This is a genomic window from Autumnicola aciditolerans (genome assembly GCF_041679265.1).
In the GTDB taxonomy this organism is placed as follows: domain Bacteria; phylum Bacteroidota; class Bacteroidia; order Flavobacteriales; family Flavobacteriaceae; genus Autumnicola.
Genome location: NZ_JBGFSM010000002.1, coordinates 44,795 through 67,756 on the forward strand (window position 1 = coordinate 44,795; position 22,962 = coordinate 67,756).

Below are 22,962 nucleotides of genomic sequence, written 5' to 3' on the forward strand. Positions count from 1 at the left end.
ACTATGTTTTTCTAAGCATTGAATTATGGTAAAATTCGATTCCTGCCGTAAATAAAATTCCCAGCGTGTAAGCCAATAAATCCCAAACCGAAAAGCTGCTTCCCAGAACGATCATCACCACCTTTGGCGGCTGGTATTGCAGCACTTTTACAATATTTATAAGCTGAAAAAACTCTACTGCAAAAGAAAACAGTAACACGATCATCAAAGCGCGCAAAACCGAAAGATTGCTTATCGTCATTAAAAAGCAATAGATTAAAATCACCACCAGGAAATCCCCTAAATATGGCCTGATAAAGTCATCTTTTATCCATATCGCGATGGAAATTTCTATTAAAAGCAGCATTAAAAACGAGATGAAATATGCCTTTTTTGACCTTCTATTTAATTGCATCTCTCTGAGGTTTCAGTTTCTGAAAAATAAAAAATAAAAGGATCAGCAAAATCCCGAAGCAAAAAGTAAAAAGCCATACATGAAAATGCTGAATGGGAAACCGGATAAAATCACGGCAATCCAGCGCCAGGTTAAACGGATTTTTCAGAATATCCCAGGAATTATACCGAAGAAATCTTCCCAGGTAAATTCCGAAGGAGCAGAGAAATAAGATAAAGCTATCCAGCAGGAACTTGTTAAAAATCCTCATTTTCTGGTATAAGATGCTGCTAATCTTCTGCATTGAAGAAAAACCCAGGAATAAACACAGGAGCGCGAATAAGGAAATCATTATTGTGTCGTAAACAGGCATTGCTGAGGTTCTTAAATGAATAAGATCTGTAACTACGTAAAAGGAATTGGGCAAAAACAGCAGCCAGAGTGCTAAAAAAGGGTAAAGAAACTTTTTCCTACCCGATTCCAGATATTGAGAAATCAATAACGGAATCCCCGCCAGAAATAAATTCCAGATCAGGAAAAAATAATAGTAGTCTAATGTAAGGCACCACCGCAAGACCACCAGCAGGAAGCAAAAACCACCGGCCAGAATAAGATTTTTATTTTCTACTAGATATTTATATATCTTCATTTTTCAAAAAAAATATTTCAGTTTTTGATCTTAACTCCGAACTCCGAACTCCGAACTCCAAACTCCAAACTCCGAACTCAAAACTCCGAACTCCAAACTCCGAACTCAAAACTCTGAACTCCAAACTCCGAACTCCGAACTCCAAACTCCAAACTCTACTTCCTAAAATCCTTACCATACTTTTCTAAACATTCATCCAGTGGATTTCCGTTTTCATGGATACATTCACAAAAGGAAAAACAGGCTTCAGTATTGCTGCTATTGGTGCATTGCTCTTCACAATCGGCAATATGGTTTCGCGGCATAATCGCTTTCTGGTTCATGGTGAAAACAAGGGCGACTTCAATAACAAGAATTATAAAAATCGCTGTAAGAAACTTTAGAGGAAATTTATTGATTCGCATATTCAGTTCTGCCGGTAAATCTTTAAAAGCCGATTTTTTAAATGGTAGGATAAATTTCCAGCGGTGATAATCCCAGCAAATCAGGTAAAGATTTGCCAGTACCATTAACGGAGAAGTGAGAATAGAACCTTCAAATCTCACCGCATAAGAGAGGATGGTAATATTAAAAATAATTGGGAAATACATGAAAGCGCCCAATAAAGCAGTTCGTGGAATCAGCAGCAGCAGGCCGGCGAGCATTTGCATCACCCCGATAAACGTATAGTAGTACCCGGTATGAAAAAGGGCTTCCAGGTAATGTCCCATCGGGTGGTTATTGGAAAGCGAGGTAAAACGCTCACCATTCACCTTTATAAAACCGGCGAAAATAAAAGCGTATGCCAGGGCAATTCTCAGGAAAACGGTGAAATATCCCATCCACTTGTTTCTCCGTACTTCTGCGTGAAAATGATCAAATTTGGTGGTGAGTTGCATAATATTAAAGGACTAATATTAGGGATAATTGATTGATTTTTAGTTTTTTAAGAATAAGGATTGATTTTAAGCCGGCACGTGATCCAGCGCTTTTATCTCGTTTTTGTAAGCTGAAGGAAGAATTAAAGATTTCAGCAACCAGTCCAGTTTAAAGTTTCGGCTTAATTTATAAACCAGGATCAGCGGACTCAATAAGGAGAATTTCCGAATTGATAATAATTGCCGGACTTTTTTTGGGGTAATTAAACTCTGTGTTTCCAGAAGTAACCGGTACCTGGAAAAGCCAAGATGTTTGCGGTATTGTTTATACAGATCATGGCTGTAATCTCCATAAAAAAGATGCTGTTCCAGGTGCATTTTTCTCATTTTCGCAAATTGTTCAAAGGTTACAGGAAGATCGCTAATATTCATTCTAACTCCCACCTCCCAGAACACCTGGAAAACTTCCTTTTTCTCATCTGGGCTTAGTTTTCTTTCCAAAATTTCATAAGCCCTGATGGAATAATCAATCAGCATAAAAAGTACATCCCGGTAAGCCCAGTCAGGTATGGATTTGCCACGACTTGATTCTACGGAAGCATGTATTTTATTCATGTTATCAATGGCTTTTACTGCGGAATCTTTTTCAGCAAAAACAATTCTTCGGGCATACTCAACAGTAGAAAAGAGGCGTCCCAGAGGATCTTTGGGAAGCCTGCCGGTATAATACAGCCAGTCTACCGCTTTATTGAGGGCAAATTCCGCCGAAGCGCCCGCGAAAATGAATAAAATCGTATCGCTTTTGCCCCAGATTTCGCGAACTATAGAGTTCTCTTTTACAAAATATTCTGTCTTCATGATTTCTTCAATTTTTCAAATATTATTTTATTTCTCATTTTCCTCGTCTTCAGGAATAAATACGTTTTCAATATTGTCACCTTCCCGCCAGTCTAAAAGATTATATGGATCTACCCCTGCCTTTGCAGGTTTCGCGGGAACTTCAATAGTGAGGGTTTGGGTTCCGCTTTTTATAAAATGTTTTTGGAGATATCGAGATTCTCCTAAAAATTCTCCTGAAGCGGCAGGCGCGAAAACACCAATTTCAACCCATTGATCTACCGGAACTTCGGTTTCCGCACCGGCACTGTCTGAAACCACTTTTCGGGCTTCTATTTCCATCTCCACTTCCCAACGATTATCTTTCATTTTCCTGGCCTTAAGATTTTTGGTCTCAAAAGTCCAGTAGGTATCTTTCTTAAACAGGTCATGTAATAAGGGTTTCAAAGAATCCGGGGTAACCGCTTCAAATTCATTGTACATATCCAGAGTGGTGGCCAGTTTTCCTTTGTTTTTCTGAATAAGATTTTTTAATGCGCTATTAATCTTTTTCTCACCAACATATTCGCTCAAAGCATAAATGGCAAATGGGCCTTTTCTGTAATTGGCATACGGATCCATAGCGCGTATCAAAGGTAAGCCGGTCTTCATTGGCGGCCACGGATTAGGCTGGCGCATGATGTACATGAACCGCCTCAAAGCTTCGCGGCTTTTGGTATTTTTCACGAGCTGCATTCCGGAATACCAGGCAAGACTTTCTGAAATAACCCCGGCACCTTCGGCAAAAGCAGGTTTTAATTGAATGCCCCACCACTGATGGCCCATTTCATGAGCCGTGATCTCAAACATGCCATCAAATCCATTTCCTTCAGGATTGAAAAGGAAAAAACCTTCACCGCCGGTAATCACTCCACTGCCATCCACACCCATTCCCATAAAATTCCCCGGCTGTTCTATCACTTTCAGAAAACTATACGGATACTCTCCAAACTCTTCGGAATAATATTCCAGGGAAGCACGCAGGCTTTTTAGTAATCGGTCCCGATGAGTCGTATGTTCCGGATGCAGATACACAGAAAGTGCTACTCCTTTATAATTTTCTTTGTAGGCATCATAATTTGCAGAAAAATACAGGTCTGTTCCGCTCAAAGGTATTTCCCCGGAATATTCAAAATAAGCTCTGCCATTTTCATTCCACTGGCGAATCAGTTTTCCGGGTGCCACCGCAGTTTGCCCTTCCGCAGTGCTTACAATAGCCTCATAATAGGCCGGGGGAGTGGAAGTAATTTCGGGATCAATCTCGCCGGGATCCGGCAAGGTAACCTGGCGCGGGAGATTGTAATCCCTACGGTCATCTGCGCTCATCAGTTCACGCCTGGAATTGTAACCAATCACCGGAAGCATCCCGCCCGTAATATACGTGCCATTGGATAAAATTCCTCTTCCTGCACCGTTTGAACGCAGCCCGTCGTTGGTAAAACCTTGCCTCGTAAAACTGACTTCAAAATGTAATTCTAACAAATCTCCGGGCATCAGAGGTTCCTTTAAGCCATAGATCGAATGACCTAATGTCTCATCTCTGATTTCAAGCTTGGAAGCTCGATCAAATTCAATTTTTGTTTCCACATTAAAGGCCGGCTCAATATGAATTTCCTTTACCGGATTTTTATCCTTATTAACCAGCGTATAAAAACCTTTTAGAGAAGCCGAATGTTTTTCAGGATAAAGATCGACACTAAGTTTTGAAGCAACTTTTTCAGGCTGGTACAGATTTTCATATTTGCCGAATTTCTTCTCGTATTGGGCCCGACTTTCGGTAACTTCTGAATCGGTCAAGTATTCGTTCAGAATATTGGTGTTGTAAAAGATAAATCCGCCGGCAAGAATAATGATCATAAAAGAAATAATCACCGTTACCTTTGCAGCGGAATCCAGGCGGAGCCTTGCATTTCTGATTCTTTTTTTGAAGGGTGATTCAAAGCCGCGTACCCAAAACAACTTTGCGATTAAAATCAAAAATAAAGCCCATCCCAGCCAGTAAATTCTAAAAAACAGCCAGGGTAGAATAGATGATCCCCATCCGCGAATATCTGTATAAGACCAGGCAGCACCGGAACCGTAAACCAGCAGATGGTATTCAATTCCTATATAGGATGAAAAAACAATCAGCGCGTAAACGACAAGCGCGAGAATGTGTCCCAGATATTTCTGATTTACAATTGCCTGAACGGTAAGAATCAACGCAGCAAACAAAACATAATCCGTTAATTGAAAACCAAGAAGCGCCTGTAGATAAAGGCCAATCTCAAAATTATAGTATCCCAGTATGGTTTGCGCCAGCATTCCCACGAGAATAATTATTCCCATAAACAGGGCGATTATGAAAACTAATCCGGTGAATTTTCCCAAATAAAGAACCCAATCCGGAAGCGGCGTGGTATCTACAATTTCGTTGATCTGTTTGTCCCGGTCTCGCCAAACCAGTTCTCCGGCAAAATAAATGATGAAAAGCGGTACGATCACCCAGTAATTTATGGGAGAAGTAAGCATTCCGGTGAGGTGTTTGGCAAGTAAATAAGAAGTCTTTGGCAACATTGGAATTCCCCAGTGTTCAGATTGTACCGAAACCATAAAAGTCAAGAGCATGGGAAAGACTATCAGCAAAAAAATGCCGCCGGGACTTTTCAGAATATACCAGAATGAGCTTTTTCCAATGGAAAAGATCTGAAAAAGATTGGCTTTAAATCCGTACGATTTTTGGATTTCAGGAAGTCTTATCGCTTTTGGTGTTTTCAGTTCAGTTTCTGCGGAAGATTTTCTGCGGAAAAAATTAAAATATCTTGCTTTTATATTTTTCCACCATAAAAGTCCGGAAGGGTAGGAAAGTTTGAATTTGAAATAAGTGAACAGAAGAAGCAAAATTGAAAACGAAATCCAGAAAATCCGGTTCCCCAGCATAGCTCCTTCCAGCGTAAACATTCGCACATTCTTTTCAACAATGGTCCAGTTAGACATTAATTCGTTCATAATGGACAAAATGCCAATGGGGTCGGCATAAAGCGCGTAATCAAATCCAGTCATGAAAAGTATGATGGTCATAGGGTAAGATAGCACGAACAGGACCAGGCTTCCGAAGTAACTGGCCATAGACTTTCCGGTAAATAACGCAAACACAAACTGAAAAGCAGTGCCAATCAGGGCGTTGGTAAGCGCCACAAAAACAAATGCTGAAAAGTATGCACCGGGCCGGAAGGGGCCAATAATTTCAGGATCGAGACCTGGTCCCTGGAAAGCAGCGAGCATGCCAAATTGTACTCCGGATAATATAAAAGAATTCAATATAAACGCGGCCATAAACCTGCCGCCCAGATATTGCCATTTTTTAAGCGGAGTAGTATAAACAAGAGGAAACATCCTGGAATGTAAATCCCTGGAGGCCACTTCCCCTGCAACTACGGGAGCCAGAAATAGCCAGAGCTGACACGAAAAAATGGTAATGGTGGCAATGGTGAAAGGGGAGTTCATAATAAAATCCTCCTGTAAAGTGACCGGCATAAAAGCGACTCTGGCCGCAGAATAACCGATGATAAACATGACCAGAAACGATAACCAGATCCAGGCTCTGCTGAGCTGATAGGTGATTTCAAATTTTAAGATTTCCAGGAGTTTCATTGTGCCGCAGTTTTAGAAGCATTCTTAAAATGACCTGCCATGGTAGTAAAATACACATCCTCCAAACCTGGTTTTTTCTGCCGGAAATCGGCACCCGGACTGGTTTCACTGTAGACCTGAACAAGGCTGCGGCCGCTTTGCAGTTTGGTAGAGATCACGTTATGCTTATTTTCAATCTCCGAAAGTTCATCCCTGTTGATGATTTTATTCCAGACTTTACCTTCCAAATTTTTTACAGCCTGCAGCGGTTCGGCTTCCAGTAAAATTTCGCCTTTATTGATAATTGCCATTCGGGTACATAGTTCGCTAACATCTTCCACGATATGAGTAGAGAGAATCACCACGCTGTTTTCCCCAATTTCGCTCAGCAGGTTGAGGAAACGTACCCGCTCTGCCGGGTCGAGGCCGGCGGTAGGTTCGTCTACAATCATTAATTTTGGGTTACCCAGCAGGGCAATGGCTACACCAAAGCGCTGTTTCATTCCTCCTGAAAATCCACCAACTCTTTGCCTTTTAACATCCCACAGATTGGTTTGTTTCAGTAAATTTTCCACTATTTTTTTCCGTTCCGAAGAATCAATAATTCCCTTCAGGATGACGAAATGATTTAAAAGATCTTCAGCACGAGATTTTGAATATAAACCGAACTCCTGGGGTAAATAGCCGAGTGTTTCCCTTATTTTTCCTTTCTGCTGAAGAAGATTATAATTTCCGAAAGTGATGCTTCCGGTATCGGGTTCCTGCAGGGTGGCGATGATTCGCATTAAGGTAGATTTTCCCGCGCCATTAGGACCCAGCATGCCATACATTCCCTGCGGAATGCTAAGATTAATATCTTTTAGTGCCTGGACACCGTTGGGATAGGTTTTGCTGATGTTGCTGAGAGTAAGTTCCATTTTTAAAAAGATTTAGCGATTAGGATAAAAATGAAGTTGAATGAGTATGGCTGGGGTGAAAACAGGCGGTGGCCAAAACTTCCGGGCTTCATTTTGATGATTTTGATGAAAGTGTTCATGTCCATAATTGATTGAAGAATGATATAGGGTTACGTAAAATTGAAAATAAATGGAAACAGAAATACCACGATCACCGCCCAGGCAACATAAACCGGGAGGTAGTTCACAATGGAACTTCCAATCAGTTGGGCAGATGGTTTTTTAGCGATCGCCTGGTATAATCTGAACGTTACGATAAACATTTGCAGCAGGATAAGCATATTTGCACCCAGAACTGCCAGACGGTTAGGCGTAATTCCCCATTCTGATATGCGGAAAAGAATAGCAGAAAGAGCTATGCTATTTACTAAAATTGTTACCAGGGAGAGGAGAAAGAGCACCCATTTTTCTGCAGAATACTGCTTTAAAGAAATTTTGGCTACCGAAAAGAAGATCAGCGCCATTACTCCTATAAGCAAAATATTGAAGAGCAACAGGAATTCCCTGTCGGTGTATAGGTTTTTTCCGGTCAAGATCAACGTTCCCAGGTAAACGACGAGCATTGCCAGGACGAGAGGGCTAAAAATTCTGGCAATAACAGGAGAAACGCGGTTCACAAGCTGCGGATTGGTATAGTTGAGGAACATACCTGCGATGGGTACGGCAGGAAGGCCAAAAACTACCACATAATCAAAATAAAATTTTACAATCTGAACTCCTATAAGTTCAAACAAGCCAAGGGTAATTCCTGTAAATATTACTCCGGATAGCACAAGAAAAGCCATGGTAACCAGTAGATCCCCGTTAAATCTAAGAAAATCCAGTCTTTTTTCTGAATAACCAGGATCATTACCTACAAAGGAGACACCAAAAAGCGCCCATAACAAAAATGGTAAATGCAGGCAGGCGAGGATAAAAGTGTCGCTATTCTTATCGTTGGGCAATAAATTAATATACAGGAGGCTCGCAATGACAATTATGGCCAGAATAGCTGTTTTGGTAATTGAAAATTTATTTTTCCAGATAAAGAATCCGGCGAGGAATGGAAAAATGATAAAACCGCTATTCCGCAGGTAAAATAACTCTTCATCAAGGGAGAAGATATCCGGGAGTTTGGCCAGTAAACCTGCAAGTAAGGTGGAAATAATGATAAAGACCCATTCGGCTTTACCCGCCCGTGAAGCTTTTTCAGAAGAATAATGAAGCCTTTCCTGCCAGAAATTTGCAAGTAGATAATCCTTTATTTCCGGATAGATATTATCGAACTGTCTTCGAAATTCTGTTTTATCTCTTCGATATAATTTTTCCAGTTCTCCTGCCTTATTGGATATTATAAAGTCACGCATGCTATTATTATTTAAGTACTTTGTATTTCAAAGTAGATGTTTAAAATTTTTTATTTTTTCCCTTTGTTATTGATCTCTTTTCCTGAAGTAAGCAGCTTTTCGAGAGCGTCCAAATGTTCCTGAAATGCTTTCCTGCCTTTTTGAGTGGCCATATATTTTGTATTGGGTTTCCTGTCTATAAACGATTTTTCCACTTTTACATATTCCTGTTTTTCCAGTGCCTTGATATGGCTCGCAATATTTCCATCTGTTACGCCCAGTAATTCCTTAAGTGTGGTAAAATCGGCGAAATCATTAACCATAAGCACACTCATGATCCCAAGCCTTACCCGATGATCAAAAGCCTTATTGATATTGCCAATAATATTCTTCATTTATTCCGCTTTGCGTTCATACCTGTTATACATCCAGATGCCATACAGGATGTGAAAAAGGCCAAAACCTGCAGCCCAGAAATAAAGTCCGTAGCCTATAAACTGGGTAGCGATGAGTCCAAGAATGAGATTGGTATATCCAAGGGATTTAAGATCGTTAAAAGTGTATTTGCTTGCGTGAATAAGGGCAAGGCCGTAAAATATGAGCATGGAGGGGGCAATTAATCCAATAAGTTGATATTGCAATAAGACCACACAAAATAAACCTCCGGCAGCCAGGGGTGCGAAAAAGTTTATAATAAGCCTCCGGCTGGTATTATCCCATATCTTCTGGTTGTGTTTTTTGGCTTTTCTGGTAGTGAAGAGAATAGCTGTGGCAATGGCTAAGATGAGAACACTAAGAGCGATTACGAGCAGATTTACCAATAAATCAGGATCTGTTGTTTCAATTCTTACTGTATTGTAATCATGGTCATACAAACTGCCGTGGCGGGATAAGAGGATCTTTGCGATTACTGCTCCAATAATGGCATAAATTCCTGCAAAGACCCCGGCCAATCCGTTAAGGGAAATAAACCGGGAAGAGCGGCTCATCATTTGCTTGATCTCACTAAGGTCGTCCAGATACTTTTTATTCTCCATATTAAAGTACTTTGAAAAACAAAGTAAATAAAAATTCCACATGTTTTTGTATTTTTTTCTGGAAATTTTATTTCTGCCTAATTCCTGCGGAAATGTTTATGATAATTTAATATGCAGACTGGTTTTTTCCCCTTAATTTTCTATGCTCTTACAACCGCTAAACCTGCTACATGAGAATAATGACTTATAATATTAAATATGCGAATGAAGAGGATGGAGAGAACAGCTGGTCTTATAGAAAAGAGGCGCTTACGGGGCTTCTTCAATATTTCGAGCCCGCGGTAATAGGGCTGCAGGAAGCAATGCAGGAACAATTGCAATATTTTAAACAAAATTTACAACAGTACCATCAATTGGGAGTGGGTAGAAAAGATGGTAAAACTGAAGGGGAATTTACTCCTATTCTGTATCGTTCAGACAAATTTGATGTTTTAAAGAGCGATACATTCTGGCTTTCGGAAACTCCTGAGAAACCTTCAAAGGGGTGGGATGCAGCTTACCCTCGTATTTGCACTTATGCACTTTTTCAGCATAAAGAAACCGGCAAAGAATTTTACTTCTTTAATACTCATTTTGACCATAAGGGAGATGAGGCAAGGAAAAAGAGTGCAGCATTAATCTTTAATAAATCTCAAGAATTTAATAAAGAAAACCTGCCGGTAATCCTTACAGGAGATTTAAACCTGGAACCAGATACAGAACCAGTCCACTTTTTGGCAGAAAAATTTTGTGATAGCCGTGAGCTTAGCAAAACTGCAAGTTTTGGCCCTGAAAAAACTTTTAATGCCTACCATTTTGAGGAAGAACCTGTTAACCGGATAGATTATATCTTTACGAGCAGAAAAGGTGTGGAAGTTGAAAAATACGGGGTGCTGAATAATTCTTACGATCAAAAATATCCTTCAGATCATTTTCCGGTAATGGTAGAACTTCAGCTAAAATAGTTTTCTCTAATATGACTTCAATTTGCTTCAAATGAATAAATTTAAAATTCTCGCGGTATTTGCCATTTTCCTAACTGTTTCTTCTTACGCGCAGATAGCAGTGATGACGTATAATATCAAATATGCCAATGAAAATGATGGCGAAAACTCCTGGTCTAAAAGAAAAGATTTCATTACAAATCAGCTTAAATTTTATGAACCCGATGTTTTTGGAGTTCAGGAAGCCTTATTGTTGCAAATCGATTATTTTACCTCCCAACTTTATGGCTATGATTATGTTGGCGTGGGCAGGGAAAATGGAGCTGAAAAAGGGGAATACAGTGCGATTCTCTACAAAAAGGATAAATTTGAGGTGCTTGAAACCAGTACTTTCTGGTTATCCAAAACTCCAGAAAAAGTTTCAACCGGCTGGGATGCGGCATTGCCAAGAATTTGCACCTATGCATTATTTCGGGATAAGGAAAGCGGCAAAAAGTTCTGGTATTTTAATACCCATTTCGATCATATAGGAGAAAAGGCAAGACAGGAAAGTGCAAAACTGATTATTTCAAAAATAAATGAAATTAATACGTCCAGCCTGCCGGTAATCTTATCAGGAGATTTTAATCTTGAGCCGGAAACAACCGGCATCCGGTATCTTTCCGAAGAAATGAGCGATAGCAAAAAGATTGCTAAAAATGTAGTTTTTGGCCCGGAAGGCACTTTTAACGGGTATAAATTTCAGGAGCCGGCCACGCGAAGAATCGATTATATTTTCGTAAACGGGCAGGTGGAGGTTTTAAAGTATGCCGTACTTACAGATTCGAAGAAAATGCGTTATCCTTCAGATCACTTTCCGGTTTTTGTTATTTTGAAACTGGAGTAAAATTTCTACATAAAACCTCGCAGGTTTTGAAGACCAGTGAGGTTTGGATTTTGATTTGGAAAACTGTAGAAAGGCTTTAGAATTACAAAAAACTATTGATCGTCTTCCTGATAGCAACCAGGTTAGTCAGCAGTTTTTCAAGATGTTTTAAATCCAGCATATTGGCGCCGTCGCTCTTGGCGTTAGCGGGATCAAAATGCGTCTCCATAAAAAGTCCGTCAACACCTGCAGCAATTCCGGCACGGGCAATGGTACCAATCATCTCCGGCCTGCCGCCGGTAACGCCGCTGCTCTGGTTGGGCTGCTGCAGGGAATGGGTAACATCTAAAACAGTAGTGGCAAACTCCTTCATGGTAGGAATTCCGCGAAAATCAACAATCATATCCCTATATCCAAACATGGTCCCGCGGTCTGTAACCATCACATTTTCATTATTGCACTCTTCCACTTTTGTAACTGCATGTTTCATGCTTTCGGGACTCATAAACTGGCCTTTCTTGAGATTTACCGTTTTTCCGGTTTCGGCAGCGGCCACTACAAGATCTGTTTGTCTCACCAAAAAAGCGGGAATCTGCAAAATATCCACATATTCCGCAGCCATAGCAGCGTCACGTATTTCATGAATATCGGTAATAGTTGGAATATCAAATGATTCCGAAACTTTTCTTAAAATTTTCAATGCTTTCTCATCTCCAATTCCCGTAAAACTATCAATCCGGCTTCGGTTTGCCTTTTTAAAGGAGCCTTTAAAAACGTATGGGATTTCCAGCTTGCTGGTTACTTCCACTACCTTCTCAGCAATTCTCAAAGCCATTTCTTCACCCTCAATGGCGCATGGGCCACAAAGCAAAAAGAAGTTATTCGCATTGGTGTTTTTTATCTTAGGAATAGTAGTGAGATTCATTTCTATTGGTTTAGTGATTTATTCTTTCCCAAAAACCTAATGTAATTTCAAGAAAGAAATTCTGGGCAAAGATAAAGGAAATTCAGGCGGCTTAATAATTTAGAAAACAGGTTTACCGAAAAAATATTTCAGCAGAAAAAAGGAGCACGATGTTTTTTATTGTAAATTTCGCGGTTATTTTTTAATCCGTTGTAAAATGAAAATTCAGGAGTTTTTAATCCCGGAACTTCAATATGAAGTCGCATTAACAGAAAAATTTCTGAAGCGCCTTCCGGAAGATAAACTGGCATGGAAGCCTCATCCTAAATCTATGAGTTTGGGGGAACTTGCCAATCATTTAGCTGAAATTCCCAGCTGGATAAATGCTACCATGGAACTGGATGAATTAGACCTGGAAGGTTTTCAATCTGCCGGTTTTAAGAAGGTTTCTAAAATAATCGAAGCCCTTAAATTAAATACTTCCCAGGCTGAGATCGCCCTGCGGAAACCGGACAGCGAATATGAGAAGAACTGGAGGATGCTTAGCGGGGAAAACGTATTGCTGGAAATGCCAAAATTTAATGTATTAAGAACCATTGTTTTTAATCAGCTCCCGCACCATCGTGCCCAAATGGGAGTGTACTTTAGGCTACTGGACATTCCTGTACCTTCCACATATGGCCCCTCGGCAGATGAGAAATAATAAAAATATTATCTTACGGAAAAATTTTCCGCATGAAATTTAAAAAACTAGTCGCCGAATATTTTACCAGGAAAAGATTACTTACCAATGCTATTTTCCTGCTGCTTCTTTCTGCAGCCCTTTTTATCTTTAAGCCTGAAAAGGAGATTTTAGGGGCCTCCTTTATGGTTGCTGCTCTTATTTATTTTGTCCTTTACTTTTATTTCTGGTTAAAAGCCAGAAAGTCATAGGTTTTGATTTTCAATAATCTAACTTGTTTTGAGCTGCGGCTTATTTGGCGGTAATTATCTGATATATTTATAGTTATTTCCTGAAAAATAACTGTACATTTGCAGCCTTTTAAAACAGGCTTGTATGACAGCTATCAGAAATATCGCGATTATCGCTCACGTTGACCACGGGAAAACCACCCTGGTAGACAAAATTATGTATCATTGCCGCCTCTTTCGCGACAATGAAAATACCGGGGATCTTATCCTGGATAATAACGATCTGGAAAGGGAACGGGGGATTACCATTACTTCCAAGAACGTTTCAGTAGTTTACAAAGACACCAAAATCAATATTATAGATACTCCCGGTCACGCCGACTTTGGGGGAGAAGTAGAACGGGTATTAAATATGGCAGACGGAGTGCTGCTATTGGTAGATGCCTTTGAAGGGCCCATGCCGCAAACCCGATTTGTGCTTCAAAAAGCCATAGACCTTGGACTAAAGCCCTGTGTGGTGATTAATAAGGTTGATAAGGAAAACTGTACCCCAGATGAGGTTCATGAAAAAGTTTTTGACCTTATGTTTGAGCTGGGTGCAGAAGAGTGGCAGCTTGACTTTCCTACCGTTTACGGTTCTGCCAAAAACAACTGGATGAATGATGACTGGAGAAAAGAAACCAAAAATATCGAACCGCTTTTGGATATGGTTATAGAGCATATTCCCGCGCCTAAAGTAGATCTTGAGGGTTCTCCACAAATGCTTATTACTTCCCTGGATTTCTCTTCTTTTACGGGAAGGATCGCTATTGGAAGGCTCCAGAGGGGCACATTAAAAGAAAATCAGCAGGTTTCCCTGGTAAAAAGGGATGGCAGCGTTAAAAAAACCAGGATCAAGGAACTTCATACTTTTGAAGGTTTAGGCCGAAGAAAAATAGAGGAAGTACAGGCTGGGGATATTTGCGCCATTGTTGGCCTTGAAGGTTTTGAAATTGGGGATACTGTTGCCGATGCTGAAAATCCTGAAGGATTAAAAACCATCGCTATAGACGAGCCTACCATGAGTATGCTTTTTACCATAAATGACTCGCCTTTCTTCGGGAAGGATGGAAAATTTGTAACTTCCAGGCATATAAAAGATCGTCTTCACAAAGAGCTGGAAAAGAACCTGGCCCTGCGTGTGGAGGAAACCGATAGTGCAGATAAGTTTATGGTATATGGCCGCGGTGTATTACATTTATCTGTATTAATTGAAACCATGAGGCGGGAAGGCTATGAACTTCAAATTGGCCAGCCACAGGTGATCATCAAAGAAATTGATGGTGTTAAATGTGAGCCGGTAGAGGAACTTACCATAGATTTACCTGAAAATGTTTCCGGGAAGGCCGTGGAAATGGTGACCCTTAGAAAAGGGGAAATGCTAAGCATGGAAGGAAAAGGAGACCGTATGGTCATACAATTTACTATCCCTTCCAGAGGCATTATAGGTTTAAGAAACCAGTTATTAACTGCCACAGCGGGTGAAGCCATCATGGCGCACCGCTTTAAGGAATACCAGCCATTAAAAGGAGGGATTCCTGAAAGGCAAAATGGCTCCCTGGTTTCAATGGAAAAAGGGAAATCCATACCTTACTCCATAGACAAGCTTCAGGATAGAGGTAAATTCTTTGTAGATCCGGGAGAAGATATTTACGAAGGGCAGGTAATTGGAGAAAATTCAAGACAGGATGATATGGTGGTAAACATCACCAAAACCAAAAAACTTTCTAACGTTCGTTCTTCAGGAGCCGATGATAAAGCTAAAATTGTTCCTGCGGTTAAATTTTCCCTGGAAGAAGCCCTGGAATATATTCAAAAAGATGAATATGTAGAGGTAACACCACATCATCTTAGGCTTAGGAAAATTTATCTTACTGAAAATGATCGTAAGCGTAACAAAATAATATAATTCATTACATACCAAAGCGCTGTGAAAAGTCTTAAAATCTTTTCACAGCTTTTTTTTGCCATAAAGCGAAATGGAATTTCTAGGAATTAGCTTAACAGAATGGAGTGGTTATCTGGCTTCTCTATTTGTCCTGCTGGCGTTTTTAATGAAAAACATTAAGACCCTACGCTGTGTGAACTCCGTTGGCTGTGTCTTTTTTGTGATTTACGGAATTTTACTGGAATCATGGCCGGTGGTAATTACCAATGCTGCTATTATTGGCGTAAACCTATACTACTTGTTAAGGAAACGCGACAAAGCAGTTTCTACTCATGAAGTTAAGGCATAACAGCCCGGGTTAAGACTTGCCTGTTCCTAAATCGGCCTTTTTACTTTTATGTGAAGTCGTAAGTTCTCCGGCAGTACATAACAGAGAGATTTTTCCCGTTTTTCCTTTTTTATTCTAAATAGAGCAGTTCTTCCTTTTTTTGGCATTGAAGAAATTTAGTATCTTTAATGGGAGGCTGCCAGCCTTTTATTTGAAGAGATATTGAAGAATCCAGGTGCCGGTTAAATACAGCTGTCTGGAACAGGAATTCCAGTTTAGCTTTGGTTTATCTACTGTTCTTCTCTTCCAATCTTATGTAGGGAAATAATAATTTTAATTGTTTTTAAATGCTTTAATATAATGAATGCACATGAAATAGATTACCAGATTTTTGGTGAGGAGATGCAATATGTAGAACTGGAACTGGATCCTGAGGAAGCAGTCATCGCTGAAGCCGGGAATTTTATGATGATGGATAATGGGATTAGGATGAATACTATTTTTGGGGATGGCTCGGCCAGGGATGAAGGTTTTTTAGGAAAGGTACTGGGCGCCGGGAAACGCCTGCTTACCGGGGAGAGCCTTTTTATGACTATTTTCAGCAATGAAGTACAGGGAAAAAAGAAAATCTGCTTTGCTTCTCCATATCCAGGGAAAATACTGCCGATAGACCTCACCCGATTCAACGGAAAATTTATCTGCCAGAAAGATGCTTTTTTGTGTGCTGCAAAAGGAGTCTCCATAGGAATTGAATTCAGCAGAAAGCTCGGCCGGGGACTATTTGGCTGGGAAGGTTTCATCATGCAGAAAATTGAAGGAGACGGGATGGCTTTTGTTCATGCCGGAGGTACCATGGCAACCAAGGAACTTCAGCCCGGAGAGAAATTAAAAGTAGATACCGGCTGTATCATTGGTTTTACACAGGATGTTGATTATGATATAGAATTTATTGGAGGAATAAAAAACACCTTTTTTGGAGGGGAAGGCCTCTTCTTTGCTACTTTAACCGGTCCCGGAACTGTTTTTATACAATCTTTGCCATTTAGCAGGCTGGCCAGCAGGATACATCAGGCAGCGCCCCAGGGAGGTGGTAAGGACAAAGGAGAAGGAAGTATTCTTGGAGGTTTGGGAGATGTGATAAGCGGGGATAACCGGTTCTGATTATTGTTAAATAAATGCGGAAATAGAAGAGGAACACTTTTATTTCTTATATTTATTACAAATTTATTCGCCTATAACCGTAAAACTACCCATTTTTATCAACCTAATTTCTAACTAAACCAGTATCAAATTATGGCGAGAGCGATGTTTGATTACACCAAAACAGTACTTGATAAAGTAAGTTTTGATGCTAATTTATTCTGTAAAGAGGTGAAGAAGGCTATCCAAAGGTTACTACCTCATGAAATTGAGGAACTTAAAATCTGGATTATTTCGCTCATCAAGCAGAACCCCGAACTTAATGATTGTTTAATTTATTTAAATACCTGAAAAAAGCGGCTTTTGCCGCTTTTTTAGTAAGAAAACAGGTGGAGGGAGCAATTTTCTTCTATTTTTTATTAACCGGACTAATAATTTGAACATTCTGGAAAGTGATGGCACCTTTTACTACTCCCGCTATGGTGCTTCGCAGCGCTTCAATAATCTGAATTTTTAATTCACTTCGGTTATATATAAGGCTCACTTCCCGTGCCGGGACAGGGTCTTCAAACATTTTTAAATTCTCCTTCTCAGATTCCTTTGTTTCCAGGGTATGCAAGTAGGGGAGCAAGGTCATGCCAAGGCCTTCATTCGCCAGTTTTATAAGCGTTTCAAAACTTCCGCTTTCCAGTTGAAAATGGTCATCGCCAAAACCGCGGGAAACCTTGCAAAGATTAATAATCCCATCCTTAAAACAGTGCCCGTCCTGTAAGAGCAAAATATCATCCAGGTCCAGGTCTTCCACAGTTATTTTATTCTTTTTGTGCAACCTGTGAGAGGCAGGAATATAACCTACGAACGGTTCATAATAAAGCACATTCTCTTTTATTCCTTCCTGTTCCAGCGGGGTGGCAGCAATTGCGGCATCCAGATGTCCTTCTTTTAATTTTTCGATAATGGCCTGGGTGTTCAGCTCTTCAATTTTAAGCTTTACCTTAGGATATTTTTTTATAAAGTTATTAATGAATAGCGGCAACAAGGTAGGCATAACGGTAGGAATTACCCCAAGCCTGAAAATGCCACCCACATAACCTTTTTGCTGATCTACAATATCCTGTATCCTATCGCTTTCGTTAACAATGTTGCGTGCCTGGTGCACAATTTTCTGGCCGGTTTCAGTAAGCTGGATGGGTTTCTTGGTACGGTCAAAAATTTGCACATCCAGTTCTTCTTCCAGTTTCTGAATTTGCATGCTTAAGGTTGGCTGCGTTACAAAAACCTTTTGTGCGGCTTTTGTAAAATTTTTATGTTCGGCAACCGCCAGAACATAATGGAGCTGGGTTATAGTCATAAAAGGTTAAATTTTACAACTACAAAGGTATTGGTTTTTTCTATAGTAACATCAAATAATTTATATAGTGGCAGTAGCCTGCCTGCCTTCTCAACAAATCTAAAATCGAATCTCTATATCTTTAGTGCCTTCATCAAAAACAAATTTGGATTCCTCCCATTGGGGGGGTCCGTAAGAAAGGGCATTTCCGGAAGTTCCGTAACTTTCCACAGGCATTCCGCTACTGTCAAAATCCATACGTTTGTTGCCGTTTTTATCGTGAAGTGCAATTATAGCATATGTTCCTTCAGGCACGTCTTCAAATGTAGCTTTGGCCACGCCGTCTTTTATCTCACTTGTTGCGCTGTAATCAGGATCTGCTTTCATAAAAGTATCTTCAGTATATAATCCAAAGAGGACTTCTCCTTCATCACTGCTTACATTGCTGATAGTGACCATGATTTTACTATTTTCTTCCTGTTTTTCCTGAGCGGTTAAAAAATTGAAGAATAAAATTGCTGCCAGTACTGCTAAAGTTTTCATAGTTATCTGTTTTTAGTTATTACTTCAAATATATCCTGAAGTTTTAACCAAATAGATAATGTTTTACTGAACCGTAGAATTTTAGTGCTGAGTTGTAAAGGCCTAAAGCAATCCCCTTGCTTTAACCTCCAGGTATTTGTTTATAGTATTCATGCTAAGGTCTTCGGGTTTGGTAAGCAGTGTTTGTATCCCGTGGCGTTGCAGTTCTTTGGCCATCTTCATCTTATCATAATAAAACTGTTCGGCTATAGTCTGGTGAGCACTTGCCGGAACAGAATCTGCTTCAGCATCTATGAGTCTTTGAAGCGCGGTGTTTTCAAAAAAGATCACTACTAAAACATGTTTTCTGGCCAGTGCTTTTAAATAAGGGAGCTGTCTTTGCAATCCCGAAATATGCTCAAAGTTAGTATAGAGCATGAGTAAACTGCGGTGATAGAGGTGTTTGTTTATGTTGGCATATAAGAGGCCGTAATCGGAATCCCAATAGCCGGTTTTAATATTGTACAATGCTTCCAGGATCTGGTTGAGCTGGCTGAATTTTGAGCTGGCAGCCAGTACATATTCCATTTTGTTTGAAAAGCTTAAAAGTCCCACCTTATCTTTTTTCTTCAGGGCCACGTTGGAAAACGCAAGAGCACTGTTAATGGCGTAATCTAGAAGACTTAGCCCGTTAAAAGGCATTTTCATAACCCTGCCCGTATCTATTATAGAATAAACAGGCTGTGCTTTTTCATCCTGAAACTGGTTTACCATCAGGTTTCCCTGTTTAGCAGTCGCTTTCCAGTTAATGGTGCGCACATCATCCCCGTTTACATATTCCTTTATCTGCTCAAACTCCATAGTATGCCCAATCCTGCGGATCTTCTTAATTCCCGGCTGGACAATTTTATTATCTATGGCCAGAAAATCCAGTTTTTTCATTTGGATAAAGGAAGGATAAACCTTAACCATTTGGTCTTTATCAAAAACCTTGCGTTTTTTAACCAGTTTAAGCTGAGTGGAAGCGTAAATATTCAGTTTTCCAAAGATATATTCGCCGCGATGTAATGGTATAACCAGGTATTCGAAAACATGGTTTCCTTTTGCGGAAATTTGAAATTTCTTAAGGAAATCCCTTTTCTGAAACTGCACAGGCAACTCGTCTATCACCTCGCAATAAACATTAAAATTATAATTATTCTGAAGTTTTAAAACCACCGGATTCTCATCAGAATTTGAAAATTTTTCCGGTAAATTTCTTTCTGCGGTTACACCTGTGTTTTTAAATAGGGTAACGGTATCCAGCAGAAGCAAGAGAAGGAGTAGCACACTTAAGATCCAGGCGATAGAATAGAGGAACTCAAACCAGTACGAAAAAAGGAAAATTACGGCAATGCTGAAGAGCGCCACAAAAACCCTTTGGGTAAAATATAAAGATTTGAGGAAGTTAACCACTTATCTAGGGATTTCTACAGATTGGCTTATCATCTCAAGAACATTTTTGGCAGTCATGCCCTCCATCTCCCTGTCTGGGGAAAGAATAATCCTGTGCCCAAGTACCGGATTGAGTGCACGTTTAATATCTTCAGGAATTACAAAATCCCGGCCGTTAATAGCAGCAAAGGCTTTGGAGGCATTCATAACAGCAATAGAGGCCCGTGGGGAGGCACCAAGGTACAAATGCGGGTGTTGTCGTGTTTTTCCAACCAGCTGGGCGATATAATTAAGCAGTTTTTCTTCAATTATAATCTCATGAATCTGCCTCTTTAAATCCTGCAGTTTTTCAGGATTTAAAACCGGTTCAATATGGGCTTCAGGCAATTTCCCTTTTCTTTCGTGGTGGGATTGTAAAATTTTAACTTCATCTTCCATAGTGGGATAGCCAACTTCAATTTTAAATAGGAACCTGTCCAGCTGTGCCTCGGGGAGGGCATAAGTGCCTTCCTGTTCTATTGGGTTTTGTGTGGCCAGAACCATAAATGGAGCTTCCATAATATGTTGTTTCCCATCTATGGTAATTTGCCGTTCTTCCATTACCTCAAAAAGGGCGGCCTGGGTCTTGGCTGGTGCCCGGTTTATTTCATCTATCAGGATAAGGTTTGAGAATACTGGCCCGGGTTTAAATTCAAATTCTGAAGTCTTCATGTTCAGTACAGAGGTTCCCAATACATCACTTGGCATAAGATCTGGGGTAAACTGTATCCTGCTGAAACCCGTGTGCAGGCTTTTCGCAAAAAGTTTGGCCGTAACTGTTTTGGCTACTCCGGGAACCCCTTCAATAAGCACATGGCCATTAGAAAGTAAACCTACAATAAGCAGTTCTACAAATTCTTCCTGGCCAACAATTACCTTTGCGAGTTGTTCTTTGAGTTTATCCACAGAAATTTTAAGATCTTCCAATGGAACACGGCTGTTAAAATTGAGCTCTTCATTTTGTAAATTATTTTCAGGCGGTATCTGTTCGTTTTCCATTTTTCTGTACTTTAAAATTGTTGATCTCCCGGCTTAGCTGAAGAAATTCATCCTTGGTAACCTGTTTTCTATTTTTTAACAGGTTGATCTTCTTAAATAAGTTGTGAGCATCTTCCGGCTCTTTTTCTGCTCTGGAAGCCAGGTCTCTGCAAAATTTATCATTAATCTCCTGAGTGGAAAGGCGATAATTGAGCCGGATATATTCTAAAAATAAATCAATTTTTTTATCTGTTAGCTCTTTATATTTCTTTTGCTCAAGATAAAGGTCTGCAACGGTTTGAGCATACTCATAAGTTTGATTTTTTAGTGCTTGTACCACCGGTATGGGCCGCTGTTTTCTTTTGCCTTCAAAAACTATGAAGAGTATCCCGGCAATAATTGCAAAATAATAAGCCCATTTAAGCGATCTGTTGCTTAACAAGATATAAAGCGGGGAAGAATAAAAAGTTTTGCCAGATTTATAATAGGCATCCCATAATATTTTACCGCCGGGGTTTAGGTAAGACAAAACCCTCTCAGCATATTCATAATTATTATCTAATAATAAAAAGTAATTGCTAAAGGCCTGCGGATTTGTGTGCAGTAAAAATGTCCCATCTCCATAGGGCACTTTTATAAAATTAATCTTTTGGTCTTTAGGATCAGGATCGTCTTCAAGGCTTGCTGTTCCCAATACAACGTGATTTGCAGTGTCTATTTTGCTGAAGAAGATCGCGTCTATATTATGATTTAATTTATAAGCAGTTTTATTTTTAAGCTCAGGATTTACCAGATTAAAACGAGGGGCTGAAGAAAAATCTTTTTCGCTCATAAATTCGCTGGTCTCAATTTGCAGGGTATCCAGTAAATTTAGACTTAGATAATTAGCAGACAGGAAGGCAGAATTTCCCTTTTTTACCCATTCCAGCAAATCCTCCAGCTCCGCATCGTCTAAAGCGATATAATGGTTCAGGAAAAAATAGGTGCCGCCGGGGACACTATCCTGCTGAAAAAATTCATAAGGCGGGATGCTTATTTTCTCAATTTCTGCAGATTTGCTGTTTTTCCAGCTTTCAAAAAAAACGTAGCTTCCCAGAGGGATCTTATCTTTGGCAGTATAGCTAGGGGTCCAGTTAACAGGCTCCGGCTCGCTGGCTTCCAGGTAGGTAAGCGCAAGGACAAGCAGTATAAAGGCGGCAAATGTTATTTTAAAGGTGTTATTCATTGGCCGGATTTTTCAGGAGATGATCCATTTGAGAAAAACCCTTTTCAGCTAAGTGAAATTCATTTTCCGAAACCTTAAAATCCCCATACCATATATACTCGTAAAGCCTGGTAATCTTGCGGAATTGCTGTTTTACCGCTTCCGCAGAAATTTCAGCAGTGTAATCTTCATTGGTTTTTTGAAACTGGTAGGAAATTAATCCCATAGCATCCAGTTTTTTTAAATTATACAGGTAATAATACCTTACTGCCAATCGATATTGGTGGTTTTCTATGGCTTCTTCTATAAGGTGACTTATATCTTTGGATTGTATAATTTCTTCTTCTTCAGATAAAAAAACCTTTGGTTCTGCAGGAGTTTCCAGTAGCGAACTTCCTGGATCCAGTTTGGTGATGAGCCAGAAAATAAATCCCAAAACCGCTACCAGGATCACATAGGGAAGAATGGTGATAAAAAATTGCAAAATTCCGCCGGGAGTATAATCGCCAAAAAGCCATTCCAGGAACTGGTTGTATTTTAAGTCCAGCCATTTTTTAAACCGGCTCCACCAGGAATCTTTTTCAGTTTGGTTTAAATAATCAAATTCCGGCTGCTCCCTATATTCTTTAATCTGTTCCTTATTAAAAGATGCTTTTTGAAGTGCTGGAGATTGGTCATACTTAATTTCAGCAATAGAGTCACGGGCAGTCTCCTGTTGCGGAAGAGCTTTTCCGCAGCAGAAAAAAGTAAATAAAATTGCTAACATAAACC

At 39.9% G+C, this 22,962-nt stretch carries 24 protein-coding genes; 8 read left to right on the forward strand and 16 right to left on the reverse strand.

The genetic code is table 11. The features are described from left to right. Position 1 precedes the first annotated feature (1 nt). The 9 genes from AB8M93_RS01930 to AB8M93_RS01970 all read right to left on the reverse strand — a co-directional run bounded on the left by AB8M93_RS01930 (position 2) and on the right by AB8M93_RS01970 (position 9,685). Positions 2-394 (reverse strand): ribosomal maturation YjgA family protein, encoded by a 393-nt coding sequence (locus AB8M93_RS01930; protein WP_373055940.1) that lies wholly within the window; start codon positions 392-394, stop codon positions 2-4. Beyond that, positions 381-1,022 (reverse strand): DUF1361 domain-containing protein, encoded by a 642-nt coding sequence (locus AB8M93_RS01935; protein WP_373055941.1) that lies wholly within the window; start codon positions 1,020-1,022, stop codon positions 381-383. Before AB8M93_RS01935 ends, AB8M93_RS01930 begins: the two co-directional genes overlap by 14 nt. A gap of 155 nt (positions 1,023-1,177) precedes the next feature. After that, positions 1,178-1,900 carry a DoxX family protein gene (locus AB8M93_RS01940; RefSeq protein ID WP_373055942.1) on the reverse strand — a complete coding sequence of 241 codons (723 nt, stop codon included), beginning with the start codon at positions 1,898-1,900 and terminating at the stop codon, positions 1,178-1,180. 66 nt (positions 1,901-1,966) lie between these two features. Further along, the gene (locus AB8M93_RS01945) at positions 1,967-2,737 is read right to left on the reverse strand and encodes an oxygenase MpaB family protein (protein ID WP_373055943.1); all 771 of its coding nucleotides are present in this window, start codon (positions 2,735-2,737) and stop codon (positions 1,967-1,969) included. Positions 2,738-2,764: 27 nt separating this feature from the next. Then, positions 2,765-6,388, reverse strand: a complete 3,624-nt coding sequence (locus tag AB8M93_RS01950) for an ABC transporter permease/M1 family aminopeptidase (protein WP_373055944.1) — start codon at positions 6,386-6,388, stop codon at positions 2,765-2,767. Beyond that, positions 6,385-7,284, reverse strand: coding sequence for an ABC transporter ATP-binding protein (locus AB8M93_RS01955; RefSeq protein WP_373055945.1), 900 nt, complete (start codon positions 7,282-7,284; stop codon positions 6,385-6,387). The genes AB8M93_RS01950 and AB8M93_RS01955 overlap by 4 nt, the downstream gene beginning before the upstream one ends. A 149-nt stretch (positions 7,285-7,433) precedes the next feature. Then, the gene (locus AB8M93_RS01960; RefSeq protein ID WP_373055946.1) at positions 7,434-8,669 is read right to left on the reverse strand and encodes a hypothetical protein; all 1,236 of its coding nucleotides are present in this window, start codon (positions 8,667-8,669) and stop codon (positions 7,434-7,436) included. A gap of 50 nt (positions 8,670-8,719) precedes the next feature. Beyond that, positions 8,720-9,043 (reverse strand): winged helix-turn-helix domain-containing protein, encoded by a 324-nt coding sequence (locus tag AB8M93_RS01965; RefSeq protein WP_373055947.1) that lies wholly within the window; start codon positions 9,041-9,043, stop codon positions 8,720-8,722. Then, complete coding sequence (locus AB8M93_RS01970; protein ID WP_373055948.1) at positions 9,044-9,685, reverse strand: hypothetical protein; 642 nt, start codon at positions 9,683-9,685, stop codon at positions 9,044-9,046. Positions 9,686-9,855: 170 nt separating this feature from the next. On the opposite strand from AB8M93_RS01970, the gene AB8M93_RS01975 reads away from it, so the two are divergent. Together AB8M93_RS01975 and AB8M93_RS01980 are read left to right on the forward strand one after the other, a co-directional pair. Then, a complete protein-coding gene (locus AB8M93_RS01975; protein WP_373055949.1) occupies positions 9,856-10,629 on the forward strand; it encodes an endonuclease/exonuclease/phosphatase family protein in 774 nt (257 codons plus the stop codon). 31 nt (positions 10,630-10,660) lie between these two features. Next, positions 10,661-11,494, forward strand: a complete 834-nt coding sequence (locus AB8M93_RS01980) for an endonuclease/exonuclease/phosphatase family protein (protein ID WP_373055950.1) — start codon at positions 10,661-10,663, stop codon at positions 11,492-11,494. Between the two features lie 82 nt (positions 11,495-11,576). Here the strand turns inward: AB8M93_RS01980 and kdsA are convergent, their stop codons facing one another. Continuing rightward, entirely contained in the window at positions 11,577-12,398 is an 822-nt protein-coding gene (kdsA, locus tag AB8M93_RS01985) for a 3-deoxy-8-phosphooctulonate synthase (protein WP_373055951.1), read from the reverse strand. Between the two features lie 196 nt (positions 12,399-12,594). Between kdsA and AB8M93_RS01990 the strand changes: the two genes are divergently transcribed. The 6 genes from AB8M93_RS01990 (at position 12,595) to AB8M93_RS02015 (ending at position 17,035) form a co-directional block, all read left to right on the forward strand. Then, a complete protein-coding gene (locus tag AB8M93_RS01990) occupies positions 12,595-13,080 on the forward strand; it encodes a DinB family protein (RefSeq protein ID WP_373055952.1) in 486 nt (161 codons plus the stop codon). A gap of 32 nt (positions 13,081-13,112) precedes the next feature. Further along, positions 13,113-13,310 carry a hypothetical protein gene (locus AB8M93_RS01995; protein WP_373055953.1) on the forward strand — a complete coding sequence of 66 codons (198 nt, stop codon included), beginning with the start codon at positions 13,113-13,115 and terminating at the stop codon, positions 13,308-13,310. A 124-nt stretch (positions 13,311-13,434) separates the two neighbouring features. Beyond that, positions 13,435-15,237, forward strand: coding sequence for a translational GTPase TypA (gene typA / locus AB8M93_RS02000; RefSeq protein ID WP_373055954.1), 1,803 nt, complete (start codon positions 13,435-13,437; stop codon positions 15,235-15,237). A 70-nt stretch (positions 15,238-15,307) separates the two neighbouring features. Next, on the forward strand, positions 15,308-15,565 hold the full coding sequence (locus tag AB8M93_RS02005) for a YgjV family protein (protein ID WP_373055955.1): 258 nt from the start codon (positions 15,308-15,310) through the stop codon (positions 15,563-15,565). A 339-nt stretch (positions 15,566-15,904) separates the two neighbouring features. Continuing rightward, a complete protein-coding gene (locus AB8M93_RS02010) occupies positions 15,905-16,705 on the forward strand; it encodes a TIGR00266 family protein (RefSeq protein WP_373055956.1) in 801 nt (266 codons plus the stop codon). 132 nt (positions 16,706-16,837) lie between these two features. Continuing rightward, on the forward strand, positions 16,838-17,035 hold the full coding sequence (locus AB8M93_RS02015; protein WP_373055957.1) for a hypothetical protein: 198 nt from the start codon (positions 16,838-16,840) through the stop codon (positions 17,033-17,035). Positions 17,036-17,093: 58 nt separating this feature from the next. Here the strand turns inward: AB8M93_RS02015 and AB8M93_RS02020 are convergent, their stop codons facing one another. The 6 genes from AB8M93_RS02020 to AB8M93_RS02045 form a co-directional block, all read right to left on the reverse strand. Further along, positions 17,094-18,035 (reverse strand): LysR family transcriptional regulator, encoded by a 942-nt coding sequence (locus AB8M93_RS02020; RefSeq protein ID WP_373055958.1) that lies wholly within the window; start codon positions 18,033-18,035, stop codon positions 17,094-17,096. Between the two features lie 99 nt (positions 18,036-18,134). Further along, complete coding sequence (locus tag AB8M93_RS02025; RefSeq protein ID WP_373055959.1) at positions 18,135-18,557, reverse strand: DUF2141 domain-containing protein; 423 nt, start codon at positions 18,555-18,557, stop codon at positions 18,135-18,137. Between the two features lie 102 nt (positions 18,558-18,659). Next, positions 18,660-19,991 carry a DUF58 domain-containing protein gene (locus AB8M93_RS02030; protein WP_373055960.1) on the reverse strand — a complete coding sequence of 444 codons (1,332 nt, stop codon included), beginning with the start codon at positions 19,989-19,991 and terminating at the stop codon, positions 18,660-18,662. Further along, positions 19,992-21,008: an AAA family ATPase gene (locus AB8M93_RS02035; protein WP_373055961.1), complete on the reverse strand. Its 1,017-nt coding sequence runs from the start codon at positions 21,006-21,008 to the stop codon at positions 19,992-19,994. Next, positions 20,983-22,212: a DUF4350 domain-containing protein gene (locus tag AB8M93_RS02040; RefSeq protein ID WP_373055962.1), complete on the reverse strand. Its 1,230-nt coding sequence runs from the start codon at positions 22,210-22,212 to the stop codon at positions 20,983-20,985. The genes AB8M93_RS02035 and AB8M93_RS02040 overlap by 26 nt, the downstream gene beginning before the upstream one ends. Further along, positions 22,205-22,957, reverse strand: coding sequence for a DUF4129 domain-containing protein (locus tag AB8M93_RS02045; RefSeq protein ID WP_373055963.1), 753 nt, complete (start codon positions 22,955-22,957; stop codon positions 22,205-22,207). Before AB8M93_RS02045 ends, AB8M93_RS02040 begins: the two co-directional genes overlap by 8 nt. Positions 22,958-22,962 lie beyond the last annotated feature (5 nt).